The following is a 17759-nucleotide window of genomic DNA, read 5'->3' as shown; positions in this document are numbered from 1 at the left end:
GAAATGCCTGACGCTGTAACGAAATCCGTTCCCGTAGTCGTCGTCGGAGCGGGGCCGACCGGCATCACCGCGGCGACATTGCTCGCGGACTACGGCGTGCCGACGCTGGTTCTCGACCGCTGGGAGTCGGTCTATCCCCAGCCGCGCGCGGTCCACCTCGATGACGAGATTCATCGTATTCTCGCCCGCCTCGGCGTGGCCGAAGAATTCGCCGCGATATCCCGACCGGCGCTCGGGTTGCGCCTGCTCGACCAGAACCACCGCACGCTGGCACAGTTCGACCGCGACCCCGCCCGCAGCAGGCATGGCTTCCCCCAGGCCAACATGTTCGACCAACCCGTACTGGAAGAGCAGCTGCGCGCCAACATGGCCAAGCGCCCGAATGTGGAGCTGCGCGGCAATTCCGAGGTCACCGGCATCACCCAGAACGAGCCGGGCCGCGTGCGGATGACCTACGCCGACCGTGCCACCGGAACAGAGCACGCCGTCGAAACCTGCTACGTGCTGGGCTGCGACGGCGCCAACAGCATCGTGCGAGCCGCCATCGGTGCCGCCATGGAAGACCTGCGCTTCGAGCAGCGCTGGCTGGTCGCCGACGTGGTCACCGAGGCCGAGCTCGATCAGTGGGATGGTGTGCATCAGGTATGCGATCCCGTTCGGGCTGCGACCTACATGCGGATCGGGCCGGACCGCTACCGCTGGGAATTTCGGCTGCTGCCTTCGGAAACTGCGGCCGACTTCAGCACGATGGCGACTCTGCGGCCCCTGATCGCCCCATGGGTCGGCGATCTCGCCGACGATCAACTCGAGCTCCTACGCGTGACCGAGTACACCTTTCGCGCACAAATCGCCGACAACTGGCGGGACCGCAATGTGCTCCTCCTCGGCGACGCCGCCCACCTCACTCCGCCTTTCATCGGGCAAGGCATGGGTGCGGGCCTGCGCGACGCGATGAACCTGGCGTGGAAACTCGCCGGCGTCATCAACGGGAACCTGCCCGCCAGCCTGCTGGACACCTATGAACAGGAGCGGAAACCCCACGCGCGCAGCATGATCAGCCTGGCACTGGCCATGGGTTGGGCCATGACAGCCGGTGGGCGTATCGGAAACATGGTGCGGCGCACCGTCGCACCCCGGCTGCGGTTGATACCCAATCTGCGCGACAAGCTCACCGACGGCACCACCCCCCGCCTGCACGATTCGGCACTGGTCATCAGAAGCCGCAGACCCCGCCACCTCGCCGGAGCCCTGTGCCCCAACCTGGTTCTGGCCGATGGGCAGCGACTGGACGCGTTGCTGGGCAACGGCTTCGCGCTCGTCACCACGACACGCCCGCTCGCGTTCCAATGCGCCATGCTCGAAGAACACGGCATCGTCGTGCACGTCGCCGAACCTGGGGACGAATTGGAACGATGGCTACGGCACGGTCACGCCACCGCCGCTGTTATCCGGCCTGACCGCACGGTCATGTGCTCGGGCCGCGACGTGTGGAACCTGTGCGCGGCCATACCGGGGTTCATGTCGTCCACTCAGGCATACAACGCCCAGCCACCCATCCAGACCAGTTAGGCGATCGCTCATGTCATCCACTCCCCTGGTGGACGTCCACGCGCACTTCCTCACCGACGACTACGTCGACGCCGCGATCGCGGCAGGCATCGAACATCCTGACGGCATGCCTCGGTGGCCCTCCTGGAGCGTCGAACAACACCTGTCTCTGATGCAGGACAACGGAATTCGGCACGCTCTGCTGTCACTCTCCTCTCCCGGTGTGTCGTTCGCCGGCACAGCCGAAGCCCCCGCACTGGCGCGGCACGTCAACAACTTCGCAGCCCGCACGGTCGCCGCGCATCCTGAGCGCTTCTCCTTCTTCGCCTCGCTTCCGCTGCCCGACGTGGATGCCGCCATCAGCGAAGCCATACGCGCAACGGATGTTCTCGGGGCGGCGGGTGTCGTACTTCTGAGCAACAGCGCCGGACGCTACCTCGGTGACGGATCGCTGGACCCGTTGTGGGAATGCCTCGACAAGCGGCAATCGATTGTCTTCATCCATCCGACGTCGCCACCGGACGCGCAAGCCACGTCGCTGGGCCGGCCCGCTCCGATGCTCGAGTTCATGTTCGAGACGACGCGGACCATCACCGACCTGATTTTCGCGAGTGTCATGAGTCGCTATCCGCACATTCGCTTCCTGATCCCGCACTGCGGTGCCGCGCTGCCGCTCCTTGCCGCACGAATCGAGCTTTTCCGCAGCCTGTGGCCGGCACCCAACGGCGATGCGCCAGGGCCTCTGACTACCGCTGCCCAACTGCAGCGCATGTGGTTCGACACGGCCGGGCATCCACTGCCGACGCAGGCCGGAGTGCTTCGGGACGTAGTCGGGTCCAATCGCATTCTTTACGGCAGCGACTACTGCTGGACACCGGCGTTTGCCGTGGGCCAACAGGTCGCCGCCCTTGACTCCGACCCCGACACCGACTGGCGGGCAGTGACATCCGCGAACACACAAGAGTTCCTTCAGTACCGATAGTGAGCAACCGTCCACCGCCAACGTCATGAGAGGACTCTCAATGCGACGCCCACCCGCCGGCCTCCCCATCTACGAACCCGACATCTACTCGGTCGACGCCATCACCGACCCCTACCCCCACTACCAGAGAATGCGCGACCTCGGTCCGGTGGTGTGGCTGGCGAAACAACGGGCATATGCGGTGCCGCGCTACGCCGAGTGCAAATCGGTGCTACGCGACGACAAGACCTTTCTGTCGGGTCAGGGTGTGGCACTCAATCCGATCACCAACCGAATGTCGTATGGCACCACGCTCAACAGCGACGGTGTCGAGCACGACCAACGCCGCAAGCGCGTCGCGCACCGCATGCTGCCACGTGCTCTGCGGGCCATCAGCGACACCGTCGACGACACGGCCCGTAGCGTGGTCGAGACAGCGCTCGGCAAGCGCGATATCGACGGCGTCGACGACCTCGCGGCCGCGCTGCCGCTGGCGGTCGTGCCCGACCTCATCGGGTGGCCGCGCGATCAACGCGATCACTTGGTTGCCTGGGCCGGAGCAACATTCGACGTACTCGGTCCGCTCAACTGGCAGGCGATCAAGGCGGTGCCCAAAACTATGCGCATGCTGCGGTTCGCCCGGCGCGTGGTGCGCGAGCGCAACGTCATCGAGGGCAGCATGGCAGATGAGCTACTCGCCGCCGCGGACGAAGGCAAATTGGCGCACCACGAGTGCCCACCGTTGCTCGTCGACTACATCGCCCCGTCGATCGATACCACCATGAGCGCTATCGCCAATGCGCTGAATCTCTTCGCCAACCACCCCGACCAGTGGCAACTGCTCAAGGACGAACCCGACCTCTTGCCAAACGCCGTCAATGAAACCGTTCGCTGCGAGCCACCGCTGCGCGCCTTTGCGCGGTGCACGGCACAGCAGACTGAAATCGCTGGAGTGCAAATCCCCTCGGGCGCGCGAGTTCTGGTGATCTATGCCTCCGCCAACCGGGACGAACGCGAGTGGGACAACCCGGCGGTATTCGACATCCGACGTGACGCCGGCCGTCACGTCGGTTTCGGACACGGTGCCCACGCTTGCGCCGGACAGGGCCTGGCGCGCTTGGAAACGACCGCGATGTTGCGGGCGCTGCTCGAGCGCGTGGACCGGATAGAGCTAGCGGGTACGCCCACATGGGCGGTCAACAACATCATCCGCCGCCACGAACACTTGCCTCTCAAGGTGATTGCCGCATAGGCGCAAGTACCGGGACAGCGGACTCAAGCCGCGTTCATCTTCCCCGCGGCCGCGGCAACCCAGCACAGTTCCTTGTGGAAGATGTCGCTGTGCGCGCCCGACGGGCCGTCGTCCTTGGCCACCACCGCCGACGAATCCAGGTTCAGGATCTGTCCGGGCTGGAACGGATACGGCACCCCCGGATCGTCCAGAACCTGCGTCTCGCTGCGGAATGCCCCCGTCGCGCCCATCGCCCGCCAGCGGGCCAGCGGATCTTCGATCGCGGCGGCATCCTCCCCCGCGGTCAGCGACGCCAAGGGGTAGAACGTCCCCAGTGCCCGGTCGTGGCTGGAGTAGCAGACGGCCATCGGGCCGTCGATGCGTGCCAGCCGCCCGACCAGAGCACCGTCGCCGTCCCGGAACGGCAGGCCCTTGGTGAAGGTGAACCGCGAGAACGCGCCCTGCAGCAGGGTCACCGATTTCACCGGTGACGGGTCGCGGTCGTCGATCCCGTCGAGGGCGAAGGACACCAGCCGGGCACCGAAGCTGTGCCCGATCAGATGGATCCGCAGATCCGGGTGAGCGTCCGCCAGGTTGTCGATCGCCGGGCCGAGCCCCTTCTTCCCGACGACGCCGGCACGGTTCTTCATCTTCCAGTAGCTGAGCTGCCGCAGGACTTCTTTTGCGCCGTGCCAGAGCTTGCTGCCCAGATCGCCGAGGCCTGCCTCACCGCCCCCGCCGCCGAACTGCACTCCGGCATCGGCCAATCGGTCGGCAAACCGGTTGAACACGTCGACGGGGTCACGCTGATCGTCGAGCATGCCGGGCACCCGCACCGGCTTGTCTTCCTCCCCGTCGTCGAATCCGGTCTTGGTGGCCGCATTGAACTTCCGCAACTCGTCGAACAACGTGCCCGCCCGCTCGGCGGTCGGCGGCTGCTCCAGCAGTTCGGCGATCGCGTCCAGATGTGCACTGCCGTCGGGGAACATGTCCTTCAGGTCGGCCAGCTCGGCAGGATCGATGGTGGCCGGCCCGGCCTCGGTACCCGCCCGCTCCCCCAGTGCTGCGGCGCCACCTCCGTCCGCCGCCTGCGCATCGTCGAAGTTCGGGATCGGTTCGTCGCGCCACAGTTGCGACGGCCAGCGGATGCCGACGAATCCGACCTTGCGCTCCGGGTCGAGCTGGTCTGCCAACAGGTCGAACCACCTGGCGTACAGCGACTGCGCCGCGGCCTCGTCGTTGTTCCAGCCGTGTGAGAACAGCACCAGATCGGTGAGCCCCTCGGCGCCGACCCCGTCACGCAGTTCGGTCAATGTCGCGTCGTCGACGTCACCGTCGGCGTCGAACACCAGCCGCCACAACGGCCTGCCCTTGATTCTCTCGATCATGGTTCCTCCTCATGACTGAACTCAGACGGACTGCAACGCACGCATCAGGTCCAGCAGGCCCCCGCCCTGAAAGGCCGGGTCACGGCCCAGCGAGGTGGCCGATTCGGTGAACACCCGCTTGATCTCGTCGGGCTGGCCGATGAGCTCGCGCTGGACCGACAGAAATGCCGCGATCGCACCGGACGCATGCGGGGCGGCCATGCTCGTCCCAGTGGCCTCGATGTAGATCGCCGCGCTCTGCTGCGGGGCATCGGTCTGCCGCAGCACATCGCTGCGGAACTTGCCTGCCGCCACCGAGGTGATGCGTTCACCGGGAGCCAGCAGATCGGGTTTCCGCCTGCCGTCGCCGGTGGGTCCTTTGGACGAGAAATAGGAAACCCCAGCGGTATGGGGGGCGTCGCGGTGCGTCGATCCCACGGTGATGGCCCGCTCGGCGTTGCCGGGATCGTTGATCGTCATGTCCGCACTGAACTTCGTGACATCGGTGGTGAACAGCGGGTTGAGCGAGACATATCCGCTGTTGCCTGCCGCGGCGACCACGACCACCCCCGACCGCACGGTCTTGTCGACCTCGATGCACAACGGGCTCTGTCCGCAGGCGAACCACTCCGCCGCGAACTCATATCCCAGGCTGAGGTTCACACCGTGGATGCGGGGCATCCGCTCGCTCGCCGCGTTGACCTCACGGACATAGGCCAGGGCCCGCATCACCCGGCTCACCCGGGAAGCCTTCTCACCGGGCCCGAGCACCTTGAGGCTGACCAGCTTTGCCTCCGGCGCCATCCCGGCCAGCCGGCTGGGATCGCTGACCACCCGCTTCTGCAAGATGGGGATGTCTCCCTCCGGGGCGCCGACGTTGAAGCGCTTCTCGGCCACATACACCTCGTCGGCGAACCCCTCGGGCAGCCCGCCGGCGATGATCCCCGCCACGTGCGAGCCGTGCCCGTCGCCATCCTGCAGCGCGCTCGGCGCGAACGCCTTGTCACCGCCCGGGATCGTGAAATCCCGGTGTAGCTCGTGCACCGTCGGATCGTCCACGGTGGCCCTGCTCTTGAAATGCGCGTGGGTTTCGTCGATCCCGGAATCGACGACCGCCCAGACGATTCCCGACCCGTAGCAGCCGAACGTCCGTTGCGCCGGAAGTACCTTGACGGTGTTCGCCGACGCGTCGATCTGGGGGTGGGCATCGAAGTCCGGCCAGATCCGGTAGATGGCGCGCTCGGGCCACTGCTGTGGCACCGAGTCCGCCGAGACAATGCCCTCGATCTGCCTGGTCGTCAGCTCACCGGCCATGAACTGGTCGGCCACCTCGACCGGTTCCCCGCTGCCCCCCACCAGGCGCCACAGCTCATGCACGCGCTCCACGGCTGCCGCGACACCCGCGGCGAAGCGCAGATTCAGTTCGATCATGATCGGCCACAACGTTTCCCGAACCCGCTCGGGGTCCTCGCCGGGAGCCACCACGAACCTCTCCCGCAGCGGCGGAGTGATCACGCCCGCCACCAGCAGGTCGCGGTGTGGAGGCTGCTCGGGTGTCACCGGCGCCACCGTCCGGATCGGCTCCGGTGGCGCCATCGCTCGGTCACACGCCTGCTCGGCGGCAGCCTGACCCGCGGCGGTCAACCGCACGATCGGCTGCGGCGCAACGGCTCCGGCCTTCTTCGCGGGTCTGCGCCGGGTCGCCTGCTTTCGGCGCACCAGCTCACCGACGGCGTCGTCGACACTGCGGTGCCACTTGGGCGTACCGTCCACGCCGAGCCGATCCTCGGAGTCGAACCGCGATGCGAACCGGGCCGCGACCGCCTCCAGAAGCTTCTGCGGACTGGCGTCGATCTGCCCGGCCGCCAAGTCGGCCAGGGCGCACTGCACCCGGTCGGTCCAGATCTCACTGTCGGAAGGACTCACCGCAACACCTCGGAACCGTGCTCGACCCTATAGAACCCACTGAACACAGGATCGGGCATTGCGGCGGCGACGGTGGGCCGAATCGGCATGCTGACGATCCTGACTCGAGCCGCCCCGGGTGGCACGAGTAGCCGACTACCCGATTACCCCGTGGCCTCCCTTCCCCCAGCGGCCAACCGAGACGGTGCGCGCCCACGGCCTACGCGCCTCGGTCCCGTCGCGGCCGCTCACGGGAAAACTCGCGTAGTCGATTACTCGATACCGCGGGTGGGCGGCTTCCCTAACATCGGTTGACACATTGGTTGCCCGTATCAGTAGGGAAGTGTCATGAACACGCTTGAGTCGAATTTTCAAGTGGCCCCGATCTTCCTGCCGTACGGGCGGACCTGACCCGGAACTCATCATGCGACACCACGTCTTTGTCATCGTCGCGGTCAGGGCCTGGACCGAGCTGCTTTCCGAGTGGATTCTGCGCATCCCGGGCTTCGAACTGGTGGGCACCGCCACCGATGCCACCGCCGCCCTGGGCGACCTGGCCAGAATCGACCTACCCGTCGACATCGTCGTGATCGAGGTCAGCACCCGCCTGGCGCTGGAGTCCGCGCCGGCGCTGCGCCGCTCCGATCCGCCCCGGAAACTGATCGCGGTCGCCCTGGATGACGATCCCGGTCAGGCGATGGCCTGGGCCAGCGCCGGCGCCGCAGGGCTGGTGGGACGCAACGCCTCCGTCGATCAACTCGGCAACGCGCTGATCAATGTGTCCCGGGGCGCGGCGCACTGCTCCGATGAGATCTCGGGCGCGCTGCTTCGCGGTATCGAGGCCAACGGCGGCAGGCGCGCCGGCGGGCAGGGTCACTGCCTCACCGAGCGGGAACAGGAAGTGGCCTGGCTGTTGGCCCACGGACTGACCAACAAGGAGATCGCCGACCACCTGCACATCTCCCCCGGCACCGTGAAAAGCCATGTCCACAACGTGATCTGCAAACTCGGCGTACGGCGCCGGGCCTATGTGGCCCGCAAGCTCGGCCACGGCGCGGCCGAGCCGAGGATCAGGGAGTCTGCGCCGGTGCCGGCCGGACATATGGGCGCAGCGGAGGCGGGCTGGTGTTCCACCGGCGCTGCTCTCGAAGGATGGCCGACTCGCCACCCGAGTTGAGGTCGAGGTCGCGGATGAGCCTGCGGTGCTCGGCCCGCAGCCCGTCCTGACGCTCTTTGACCACGAACAGATCCTGACGCATCTGCTCGATGCTTCTCTTGCTCCGCTTCGATGCCATGCCATTCGTGCTACTGCCGCGCGGTCGGCAATGTCAATGCGAGCGACCATAAATCGCCCGAAAGATATAGGCCGCGTTGGCCTGTCGGTACATTCGCCACCCCCATAGGGAGCACCCTCGAAATCCACCCGACGGCCAATTGTGGGACCATGCGCCTGCCGCGCACGATTGCGCCATGAAACAGGTGCAGGCTACCGAGCCACCGCAGACAGTGCGGGCGGCCGACACCGACTTCATCCTCGGTGAGCTGACGGCACTGCGGGACAAGGTGGTTCCCGACCCCGAGGTATGCATCGCGATCCTGGACGGACCGGTCGACCTGACCCATCCATGCTTCGCCGACGCCCGAATCACCCGCGCGGATTCGCTCGTCCTCGACGAGGCGGGTACCGGCGCGATGTCCGGCCACGGCACACACGTGGCCAGCATCGTGCTCGGCAGGCCGGGCACCGGAACGCTGGGCCTGGCTGCCGGCTGTCGCGGAGTGGTGGTCCCGATCTTCCAGGACAGCACTGGTCACCTCTCGCAGCTCGATCTCGCCCGGGCGATCGAACGGGCGATGCTGAGCGGGGCGGACGTGATCAACATCAGCGGAGGCGAACTCGTCGAGCGCGGTGAGGCGGACCCCTTGCTGGCCCGCACCATCGAGGCATGCGAACGCAATGGCGTGCTGGTCGTCGCCGCGGCGGGCAATGACGGGTGTGACTGCCTGCATGCGCCTGCGGCCCTGCCCACCGTCCTGGCCGTCGGCGCACTCGGCCGCGACGGAACCGCCTTGCCGTCGAGCAACTTCGGCGATCGGTATGCGCTGAACGGGGTATTGGCGCCGGGCGAGTCGATTCCCGGCGCCATACCGGGCGGCGCGATCGCCGAGCTCACCGGCTCCAGTTTCGCCACCCCCATCGTGACCGCACTCGCGGCGCTGCTGCTCTCCGCGCAGCGGCGGCGAGGCCGTGCGGCCGACATTGCCGAGGTGCGCCGGGCGGTGATCGCCAGTGCGCTGGCCTGCGCCCGGGATTCAGACCCCCGCTGTCTGGCGGGAATTCTCAACGTTCGCGGCGCGCATGCGCTGATCACACAAGGAGACAAAGTGACCGAGATGGCTGCAACACAGATCCCCCACGTCGCGAGTTCAGGAGTCGACGCGACACCCCCCGATCCCGGGCTGATGAACCCCGGGCCTCCGCCGGCACCGCCCGACGCCGTCGCGGCGCCGACAGGAGTGGCACCGTCGTGCGGCGGCGCCCCGTGCTCATGCGGCACCACGGCAGCCCAGGCGGCCACCACGGCGTCGGCCGCGCACGAGGCACCGACCCCGCCCCAGTCAGCACATCCGATGCCGGTGTCAAATGTGTTCGCACTGGGCAACATCGGGTTCGACTTCGGCACCGAGGCCCGCCGCGACGGCTTCCGCCAACTCATGCCGATGGCCGAGAGCTCCGACGAGACACCGATAGTCACCGAACCGAACCCGTACGACGCGGTCCAGCTCGCCAACTATCTCGACAAACACCCATGGGAGTCGACCAAGCTCATCTGGACGATGAATCTGAACCTCACTCCGATCTATGCGATCGAGGCCGAGGTCACCTACCACGAGGCCGTCTACGAGATGCTGCGCTATGCGCTGCGCTGCCAGGTGCTTCCGGCCGAGGACGACGACTTCGTCTCGCGGGTATCGCTTCCCGGTGTCCTCACCAACCGCACCGTGACGACGTTCGCCGGACAACGCCTTCCGGTGATCGTGGTGCAACGCCGAGGGCTGTACACCTGGAACGAGAACAACCTCGTCAAGGCGGTGCTTGGCGCGATCGACTTCGACAAGCTGACCACTCAACTCGGTATCGACCGGTCCAAGGCGGAATCCCGCACCGAACTCAAGCTGCGCCAGATGCTCGACAAGGTGTACTACGAGCTGCGTAACCTCGGCTCGTCGTCGGCAGATCGGGCGATCAACTACACGGCCACCAACGCCTTCATCTTCTCGGACGTGATGGCCAAGGGCCTGCTTGCCGGCGAGTTGGTGGACGGCGACGTGACCAGCCTGTACTCGCTGGAGAGCATCACCGCGGTCAAGAGCCCGTTCGGCCGGCTCGACTGCGACTGCTGGGACGTCAAGATCACGTTCTTCTCACCCGAGAACGAGCGCCGGGCCCGCGTGGTCTATCAGGCCACCGTCGACGTCAGCGATCCGTGGCCGGTGCAGCTGGCGCCCATCCATCAGTACCTGATTTCAGGAGGTTAGCAAACATGAATACACCAAATCGGCACGCCGCGGCCTGCGCGCTGCCCCCACAGCGGCCCGGCATCGCACGTCTGGATGACGATGCCCGCGGAGGCATCGGGACAGGTTCGGTACAGGCCTCGGTCAGCTGCGGAGACCTTCCCGGACTGGCTCGTTCGATGTGTTACGCATCGAAGGGGATCAAGTACTGACCGCGTTCACCCCTGAAAGGAGCGAATCGAGAATCAATCAGCAGATCAGGTTTTCAGTCAGTTCAACACACAACAAACGAGGAGAAATCCATGAGTACAGCAAATGAAATGCTGCCGCCCCAGGCTACGCCGATCGATCGCACGCCGGCAGGGGCCGCGGCATTCACCAACCAAGCGGGCGTCGGAGCGTCATTCGACTTCCCGTGGGAGCAAGTCGCCACCACCGGAATCGGAATCCTGGGCGGCCTGCTCTGAAACCTGTTGCGGCGCATCGGCTGACACGATGTCGCCGATGCGCCGCACTCCCCCGTTGACCATCTCTGACAGACGGAGTGACCCATGACCGAATCCCCCAGCATCCGGGCGTTCTCGCTCAGCATGCAACAGGCACCGATCGTCCGGGACAGACCCACCGCGTTGATCAGGCCGACCACCGAACAACTGCCGCCCCGGGTGATCCGGTACGTCCAGCGACCGCCGGATCGGCCTTTCCTCCCGGTGCAGGGCGCGGTGGACCGGCGCAGTCTGTACCAACTGCGGTTGACACCGGGACCGGACCAGAAATTCGACGACGACGGTGTCACGAAGATCGCCCGGTTCTCGCGGTTCGGTCTGTTCGGCCCCGATCCGGCCGATCCGGCACCCTTCGCCCTGTCTGCACCGTTCGGCGTTGCGATATGCCCGACCCTGGCACCGTACGCGGCAGCGCGCTGCACCCGGACCTGACGGCGGAAATGGCCGGGCGCGCGGCGGAACTGTACGCCGCCGACCGGCAATTTCGTGGTGCCGTTCCGCTGCCCGAGGTGACCGCCGCGGTCCGGCAGGGCAGTCTCGGACTGGCCGGCATCATCGCCACCGTCATGGCCGGCTACGCGGACCGGCCGGCCCTCGGCCGGTGCACCGGGTCGGTGCTGCAGACGATCAGCTATCGCGATCTCTGGCAGCGCATCAACGCGATCGCCACGGATTGGCGCACCCACCAAAGCTTCCCGATCGCAGCCGGAGAATTCGTCTGTACGTCGGGGTTCGCCGGCACCGACTACCTGACGCTCGACCTGGCCTGCGCACTGACCGGCGCCGTGACGGTCCCGGTTCAGTACGGTGCCCAGCCGGGGCAGCTGGCTCGGGTGCTGGCCGAAACCCGCGCGTCGGTACTCGCCGTCGGCGCCGATCACCTGCCCGACGCGGTCGAGGCCGCCTGCACCGCGCCGGGGCTGCGCCGTCTCATCGTCCTTGACGAGCAACCCGACGTCGGCGTGGCACGGGCCGCTTTCGGGAAGGCCCGCCTGCGGATGGCCAAGGCCCGGCACCCCGCGCTGATCGAAAGCCTCGACGAGGTCATCGGACGCGGCCTGCGACTCTCAGACGCACCATGGCCGCAACCTCCGCTGCCGCCCGCCGACCCGGACCGGCTCGTCGGACTGTCCTACACCTCGGGTAGCACCGGGCAACCCAAGGCAGCGATGTACACCGAACGCATGGTGGCCGGCACCTGGCGCAATTCTGTTGCCATACCGGTGATTTCCTACAACTACATGCCGATGAGCCATTACGGCGGCAAGGCGCTGGTCCTCACCACGCTGGCCAGTGGCGGCACCGCGTACTTCGCCGGCGCACCGGACATGTCGACCTTGTTCGACGACATCGCACGGGTCCGCCCCACGGTGCTGCCGCTGGTCCCCCGGGTGTCCGAGCTCATCTACCGCAGATACCAACGCGAATGCCGCCGACGCTCGACGCCGGGCTCAGATCCCGCAACGGTGCGCGAGCAGGTGATGACCGACCTGCGCGAGAACGTCCTCGGCGGGCGGCTGCTGCTCGCGGCCTCCGGAAGTGCACCGCTGTCGGCGGAGCTGGCCTCCTTCATCGAATCGTGTCTGCACGTCCACCTCGCGATCGGCTACGGCACCACCGAAACCGGGAACGTCCTCAACGACGGCCGGGTGGTTCGGCCCCCGGTGATCGACTACAAGCTGATCGATGTTCCCGAACTGGGTTATTTCAGCACCGACCGGCCGCATCCGCGCGGGGAACTACTCGTGAAATCCGAGATTCTCAGCCCCGGGTACTACCACCGCGCGGACGCGACGGACACGGCGTTCGACGCCGACGGCTATTACCGGACCGGCGACATCATGGCCGAGATCGGCCCGGATCACCTGACTTTCGTCGACCGCCGCAGCAATGTGGTCAAGCTGTCCCAGGGAGAGTTCGTCGCGCTCTCCCATCTGGAATCGGTGTTCGTCGCGAGCCCGTACGTCCGGCAGATCTTCGTACACGGCAGCAGCCGACATGCGTTCGTCCTGGCCGTCGTGGTGCCCGAGGAGATTCCCGGCCCGCCCGCCGCCGGCAAGGCAGCGATCCTCGCATCATTGCGGACGATCGCCCGAGACAACGGATTACGCCCCTACGAGGTACCCCGCGACATCCTGATCGAGGCCCTTCCCTTCAGCGTCGACAACGGCCTGCTCACCGCGACCGGCAAGCCGGCACGGCCGGCGCTGAACGCCCACTACCGCGATCGGCTCGAAAGGGCCTATGCCGCCATCCTCGACCGCCAGGCGACAGAACTCGCCACGATTCGGCGGGACGCCGCGGACAGCCCGGTATTGGTTACCGTGCGCCGGGCCGTCACCGCGACACTGGGCATCGACGGCATCGATGACCACACGATCCTGAGTGACGCCGGCGCCGATTCCCTGGCGGCATTGACGCTGGCGGCCCTGCTGTCCGAGATTTTCGATGTCCGGGTGCCTGCCGCCGCCGTCATCGATCCCACCCGCAGCCTTACCGGGATCGCCTCGCTGATCGAGGAGCGACGAGGCACCGCGGGCCGGCCGGCCCGCGCAGACGTTCCCGGCCCCGGCACCGACCTGGTGCACGCCCGTGATCTGGCCCTGGACCGGTTCATCGGGCAGCGCACGCGCACCAGCACCCGGGACCGGCATGCGACCCCGAATGGCGACCCGCCCCGGACGGTGCTGCTGACCGGAGCCAACGGCTTTCTCGGACAGCCACTCTGCACGCAGTGGCTGCGCCGGCTGGCACCCACCGGAGGCAGGGTGATCTGCCTGATCCGCGGGGCCGGCAACGCCGACGCCCGGCATCGACTGGGGGCCGAGGTCGGCAGGCCCACGGAATCCCGCTTGGAGGTCCTCGCGGGTGATCTCGCCGACGAGCAACTCGGCCTGGACGGTGCCACCTGGTCTCGCCTGGCGGCAACGGTCGACCTGATCGTGCACGCCGGGGCCCTGGTCAACCATCTGCTGCCGTACCCGGAACTGTTCGGCCCCAACGTCGTCGGCACCGCCGGGCTGATCCGGCTGGCGATCACCGGCAAGCCGAAGCGATTCGCCTTTGTATCCACCGCGGCTGCGGGCACCACCGACGACGGTCGGCCGCTGCCCGAGGATGCCGACGTCAGGGTCGGGTGCCCGGCCCGCACCCGCACCGCCGCACCCGCGAACGGCTATGTGATCAGCAAGTGGGCCGGGGAGGTACTACTGCGCCAGGCGCATGACACCTACGGACTCACCGTGCAGGTGTTCCGCCCCGGGATGATCCTGGCGCACAGCCGATTCAGTGACCATGTCAACGTGGGCGATGTGTTCACCCGGCTGCTGCTGAGCCTGGCCGCAACCGGGATCGCGCCGCAGTCGTTCTACCGGCAGCCGGCCGACCGCCCCCACTACGACGGACTGCCCGTCGATTTCGTCGCCGCGGCGATCGTGGAACTGGCCGCCGGACCCGAGCCGGACGGCGGATTCGCGACCTACAACGTGGTCAACGACCACGACGATGCCATCTCACTCGACGTCGTCGTGGACTGGTTGACCGCGGCCGGGTACCCGGTCACGCGCATCGAATCGCGTCGAGAGTGGGTAGCGCGGTTCGAGACCGCGATGCGGGGGCTGCCGCCGCGGCAACGGCGGCACTGCCTGCTCCCGCTCATGGCGGCGTTCGCCGAGCCCGCCGAAGCGGTTGCGGGTTCGGCCTTCCCGGCACGGCGATTCCGTGACGGTCTGCTGGCGACCGGCGTTCCGCTCGCCATCCCCCACCTGACACCCGATCTCGTCCACGGCTACCTGCCCGCATTGCGTCGCCGTGGCCTCCTGTGAGGCAAAGGGTTTCGCCGGTCAGAACAGACCGTCGCGCCGCAGGCCCGCAACGGACGCAGTGATCGCCTCGCAGACCGCGTCCATCACCTCGGTGTCATGCGCGGCGGTGAACAACGGGTACAGGAACTCGGGAAGGTGCACCCCGGCGGCGCGAAGGTAATAGGTCCACAGGTATTCGGCCAGTGCGTAGCGCTGCGGGTGCACCAGGTCGACAAAATCCTCGGCACCCATGGTGCCGAACAGCGGTCGGACCAGAGACTCGTACCGCCGCACCGCGATCGGGTATCCTGCCTCCTCGCGAAGGCGTTGCAGATGCCCGGCGAATCGATCGGCCGCAGCCCGGGTGGTCTCGTACACGGCCTCGCCGTGGTCACGCAGATGGGCCAGCTGGGCCAGGCCGGCCGTGCAGGACAGGATGTTGCCGCAGAAGGTCCCGAGAACCCGGGTGCGGCTCTGCATGTCGCGGAGGTGTTCCCCCGTGGTGACACCCATCTCGATGATGTCGGCGCGCCCCACGGTGGCTCCGATCGGCAGACCGCCGCCGATGATCTTGCCGAAGCTGGCCAGGTCCGGCGTCACGCCAAGGGCATCGAGGGCGCCGCCGAACCGGAACCGGAAGCCGGTCAGCACTTCGTCGAACACCAGCAGGACACCGTGTTGCGATGTCACCTCACGTAATCCGAGCAGGAACTCACGGTCCAACAGGGGCCAGCTCGAGCGGATCGGCTCGACGATGACGCACGCGAGTTCGGCTGCCCGCGCCTCTATCACCTCGAACGCGCTTCGGTCATACGGCAGCACGACCGTCGACGATGCCGCCGGCGGCGGGACGCCGGGCATCGACCCCGTCACCGTCCCGTCGGGTAACCGCGCGGCCAGAACATCGTTGTGGTGGCCGTGATAGCACTGGTCGAACATCCCGATCAACGGCCGCCGGGTGTGGGCGCGGGCCAGTTTGAGCGCATGCATGGTCGCTTCGGTGCCCGAACTGCTGAAGAATCCGCCTTCGGCCCACCCCACCGCGGTCAGCAGCAGGCTCATCAGGGCGGTCTCGGTCTCGTGCCCGGCCGCGAACGACAGGCCGTCGTCGAGGGCGGTTCGCAGTGCGTCGGTCACCACCGCGGGTGCGTGGCCGAGAATATTGGCCCCGCGTCCGTTGTCGAGGTCGATGTACTCGTTGCCGTCGAGGTCGGCCACGTGCGCGCCGCGTGCCCACGCCACCATCATGGGCAGCAGCCGAGGCATGCCGTCGACGTAGTGGTTGTGCACTCCGATCCGAGCCCGGCGGGACACGGCGGCAACGGTTTTCGGCTGCCGCCGGGTCAGGTCGCCGATGCAGTCGAGCTCTCGCAGTCGCCGGTTGAGCCCCGCCGGATCGAGCATGAGCGCCCGAGTGGTGAAGGGCACCTGCGAATTCACGGTGCCCATCGTCACGTTCATCGGGCGCCCGCTAGTCCGGCCGGCCGACCCCGTCGGCCCACAGCCCGGGCCAGTTGCCGGCCACCTGCTTCGGATACCCGTTGTCCACCCGCGAGGTTGCGATGTCGTACCGGATGTACTGCGACCCCTTGAAGAAGTAGGCCTTGCGGTTGTTCCTGATCACCACGTGATCGACGCCGCTCTCATATTCGGCGGGCAGGTTGGGCGCCCAGTTGCCCTTGATCGGCTTGGGATAGCCCGCATCGACCTGATCGGTGGCGATGTCATAGCGCAGGTACTCGGAGCCTTTGAAGAAGTACGCCTTGCTGTTCGGCCACACCACGACCGCGTCGAACCCATCCGGCCACACCCCCGGCCAACTCGCCGAGATGTCCATCGGATAGCCGGGATCCACCTTGTCGGTCGGAAGATCGAACCGGAGGTACCGGCTGCCCTTGAAGAAGTACGCCTTGCCGTTGGTCCACAGCACGTCGGCGTCGATGCCGTCGGCGAAGTCGGCCGGGAACCCGGTCCAGAATCCGGCGATCGGCAGCGGGTACCCGGGGTCGGTCTTGCCGGCCGCGTCGTCGAACCGCGCATACTGCGACCCGTTGAAGAAGTACAACTTGCCGTTCGGCCACACCGAACTCGGGGAGACCGGGCCCGGGTACAGGCTGGCCGCGAACTGAGCGTCGAGGTTGTCGATGTCGGTTCCACCCGGCACGGCAATCCCATCGGTCATGATCGAACCGGGCAGGTCGTAACACATGATCGAGTTCTCGTCGGTCTCGTTGGTGGCGGTCAGCGCAGAGACGTCGAACGGCGTCAGCACCTGCTCGATGACCTCTTCACGCGACCATCCCTGGGTCGCCATGAAGAGGGTGATGGCCTTTTCCTGGTCGATCCGGTCGACAATCGCCTTGCGCCGGTGCTCATGTGGGAAGCCGAGGGTGTGGCCCGTCTCGTGCCGCACCACCCGGTGAAACTCCGATTCGGGCGTGTTCATCGTGAAGCCCTCGAGGTTCATGGTCGGCTCATCCGCCGCGGCGAGCAGGATGTCGGTGCCGAGGTACGACCAGTAGCCGTCGTCGGCAACACGCGCGATCCGCACCTGGGGGTTGACGCCGGAGGCCACGAACCTGACGTTGGCCCAGGCTCCCCAGGCGTTCATGTGGGCCAGGATCCGCCTCTGCAGATCCGCAGGCGGTGAATCGAGGAACCCGACGGTGAGCCGGACACCACCGGCATTCCAGCGCTTGTTGGTCATGACCGCCAGGTGCTCGCGTGACGGCAGGTCGTCCGCGGACAGCCCGGTGATGTTGGGCGCGTTCGCCGGATTGACCTCAACGGCCGCTTCCGCGGAGGCGACCACTTTTTCGGCAGGCAACCCCTTGATCGTGCACGGTATGAATGTCATCGTCGTCCCTCCTTCGGTTCCGGACGTGATCGGTGATACCGGCGAACGTAGGACGCACCGGT

The 17759-nt window shown here is 67.0% G+C and carries 13 protein-coding genes; 9 read left to right on the top strand and 4 right to left on the bottom strand.

Annotated elements, in window-relative coordinates; all coding sequences use genetic code 11:
- The first annotated feature begins 3 nt into the window (after positions 1–3).
- Genes mhpA through G6N57_RS18555 form a run of 3 tightly spaced genes read left to right on the top strand, consistent with a single transcriptional unit; the run spans position 4 to position 3761 of the window.
- A complete protein-coding gene (mhpA, locus tag G6N57_RS18565; RefSeq protein WP_077741110.1) occupies positions 4–1569 on the top strand; it encodes a bifunctional 3-(3-hydroxy-phenyl)propionate/3-hydroxycinnamic acid hydroxylase MhpA in 1566 nt (521 codons plus the stop codon).
- A gap of 10 nt (positions 1570–1579) precedes the next feature.
- A complete protein-coding gene (locus tag G6N57_RS18560; protein WP_077741111.1) occupies positions 1580–2530 on the top strand; it encodes an amidohydrolase family protein in 951 nt (316 codons plus the stop codon).
- A 40-nt stretch (positions 2531–2570) separates the two neighbouring features.
- The gene (locus G6N57_RS18555) at positions 2571–3761 is read left to right on the top strand and encodes a cytochrome P450 (protein ID WP_077741112.1); all 1191 of its coding nucleotides are present in this window, start codon (positions 2571–2573) and stop codon (positions 3759–3761) included.
- Between the two features lie 23 nt (positions 3762–3784).
- On the opposite strand, the gene G6N57_RS18550 is transcribed toward G6N57_RS18555, so the two are convergent.
- Both G6N57_RS18550 and G6N57_RS18545 read right to left on the bottom strand, forming a co-directional pair.
- Positions 3785–5128, bottom strand: a complete 1344-nt coding sequence (locus G6N57_RS18550; RefSeq protein WP_077741113.1) for an alpha/beta fold hydrolase — start codon at positions 5126–5128, stop codon at positions 3785–3787.
- A 21-nt stretch (positions 5129–5149) separates the two neighbouring features.
- Positions 5150–7033: a S8 family peptidase gene (locus G6N57_RS18545; RefSeq protein WP_097925877.1), complete on the bottom strand. Its 1884-nt coding sequence runs from the start codon at positions 7031–7033 to the stop codon at positions 5150–5152.
- A gap of 403 nt (positions 7034–7436) precedes the next feature.
- Between G6N57_RS18545 and G6N57_RS18540 the strand changes: the two genes are divergently transcribed.
- The 6 genes from G6N57_RS18540 to car all read left to right on the top strand — a co-directional run bounded on the left by G6N57_RS18540 (position 7437) and on the right by car (position 14861).
- Positions 7437–8189, top strand: a complete 753-nt coding sequence (locus G6N57_RS18540) for a response regulator transcription factor (protein ID WP_077741114.1) — start codon at positions 7437–7439, stop codon at positions 8187–8189.
- A 293-nt stretch (positions 8190–8482) separates the two neighbouring features.
- Positions 8483–10552, top strand: coding sequence for a PatA/PatG family cyanobactin maturation protease (locus G6N57_RS18535; RefSeq protein WP_077741115.1), 2070 nt, complete (start codon positions 8483–8485; stop codon positions 10550–10552).
- A gap of 5 nt (positions 10553–10557) precedes the next feature.
- On the top strand, positions 10558–10743 hold the full coding sequence (locus tag G6N57_RS18530) for a hypothetical protein (protein ID WP_133118308.1): 186 nt from the start codon (positions 10558–10560) through the stop codon (positions 10741–10743).
- 90 nt (positions 10744–10833) lie between these two features.
- On the top strand, positions 10834–10998 hold the full coding sequence (locus tag G6N57_RS18525) for a hypothetical protein (RefSeq protein ID WP_162563957.1): 165 nt from the start codon (positions 10834–10836) through the stop codon (positions 10996–10998).
- 84 nt (positions 10999–11082) lie between these two features.
- On the top strand, positions 11083–11469 hold the full coding sequence (locus G6N57_RS18520) for a hypothetical protein (protein WP_077741116.1): 387 nt from the start codon (positions 11083–11085) through the stop codon (positions 11467–11469).
- Complete coding sequence (gene car / locus G6N57_RS18515; RefSeq protein ID WP_097925876.1) at positions 11421–14861, top strand: carboxylic acid reductase; 3441 nt, start codon at positions 11421–11423, stop codon at positions 14859–14861. Before G6N57_RS18520 ends, car begins: the two co-directional genes overlap by 49 nt.
- 18 nt (positions 14862–14879) lie before the next feature.
- Here car and G6N57_RS18510 read toward each other — a convergent pair whose 3' ends face one another.
- Positions 14880–16301 (bottom strand): aspartate aminotransferase family protein, encoded by a 1422-nt coding sequence (locus G6N57_RS18510; RefSeq protein WP_077741117.1) that lies wholly within the window; start codon positions 16299–16301, stop codon positions 14880–14882.
- A gap of 10 nt (positions 16302–16311) precedes the next feature.
- The gene (locus G6N57_RS18505) at positions 16312–17697 is read right to left on the bottom strand and encodes a hemopexin repeat-containing protein (protein ID WP_077741118.1); all 1386 of its coding nucleotides are present in this window, start codon (positions 17695–17697) and stop codon (positions 16312–16314) included.
- Positions 17698–17759: the final 62 nt, after the last annotated feature.

The sequence above is a fragment of the Mycolicibacterium boenickei genome (assembly GCF_010731295.1).
GTDB classification, from domain to species: domain Bacteria; phylum Actinomycetota; class Actinomycetes; order Mycobacteriales; family Mycobacteriaceae; genus Mycobacterium; species Mycobacterium boenickei.
Note: the sequence above shows the minus strand (reverse complement) of the source record. Positions and strands in the feature narration are given on the sequence as shown.

What these genes read in the sequence shown, in the direction of transcription:
- mhpA (WP_077741110.1), top strand. Translation starts at nt 4, where the DNA reads ATGCCTGACGCTGTAACGAAATCCGTTCCCGTAGTCGTCGTCGGAGCG.
- car (WP_097925876.1), top strand. Translation starts at nt 11,421, where the DNA reads ATGCCCGACCCTGGCACCGTACGCGGCAGCGCGCTGCACCCGGACCTG.
- G6N57_RS18540 (WP_077741114.1), top strand. Translation starts at nt 7,437, where the DNA reads ATGCGACACCACGTCTTTGTCATCGTCGCGGTCAGGGCCTGGACCGAG.
- G6N57_RS18510 (WP_077741117.1), bottom strand. Translation starts at nt 16,301, where the DNA reads ATGAACGTGACGATGGGCACCGTGAATTCGCAGGTGCCCTTCACCACT.
- G6N57_RS18530 (WP_133118308.1), top strand. Translation starts at nt 10,558, where the DNA reads ATGAATACACCAAATCGGCACGCCGCGGCCTGCGCGCTGCCCCCACAG.
- G6N57_RS18555 (WP_077741112.1), top strand. Translation starts at nt 2,571, where the DNA reads ATGCGACGCCCACCCGCCGGCCTCCCCATCTACGAACCCGACATCTAC.
- G6N57_RS18525 (WP_162563957.1), top strand. Translation starts at nt 10,834, where the DNA reads ATGAGTACAGCAAATGAAATGCTGCCGCCCCAGGCTACGCCGATCGAT.
- G6N57_RS18535 (WP_077741115.1), top strand. Translation starts at nt 8,483, where the DNA reads ATGAAACAGGTGCAGGCTACCGAGCCACCGCAGACAGTGCGGGCGGCC.
- G6N57_RS18550 (WP_077741113.1), bottom strand. Translation starts at nt 5,128, where the DNA reads ATGATCGAGAGAATCAAGGGCAGGCCGTTGTGGCGGCTGGTGTTCGAC.
- G6N57_RS18505 (WP_077741118.1), bottom strand. Translation starts at nt 17,697, where the DNA reads ATGACATTCATACCGTGCACGATCAAGGGGTTGCCTGCCGAAAAAGTG.
- G6N57_RS18560 (WP_077741111.1), top strand. Translation starts at nt 1,580, where the DNA reads ATGTCATCCACTCCCCTGGTGGACGTCCACGCGCACTTCCTCACCGAC.
- G6N57_RS18520 (WP_077741116.1), top strand. Translation starts at nt 11,083, where the DNA reads ATGACCGAATCCCCCAGCATCCGGGCGTTCTCGCTCAGCATGCAACAG.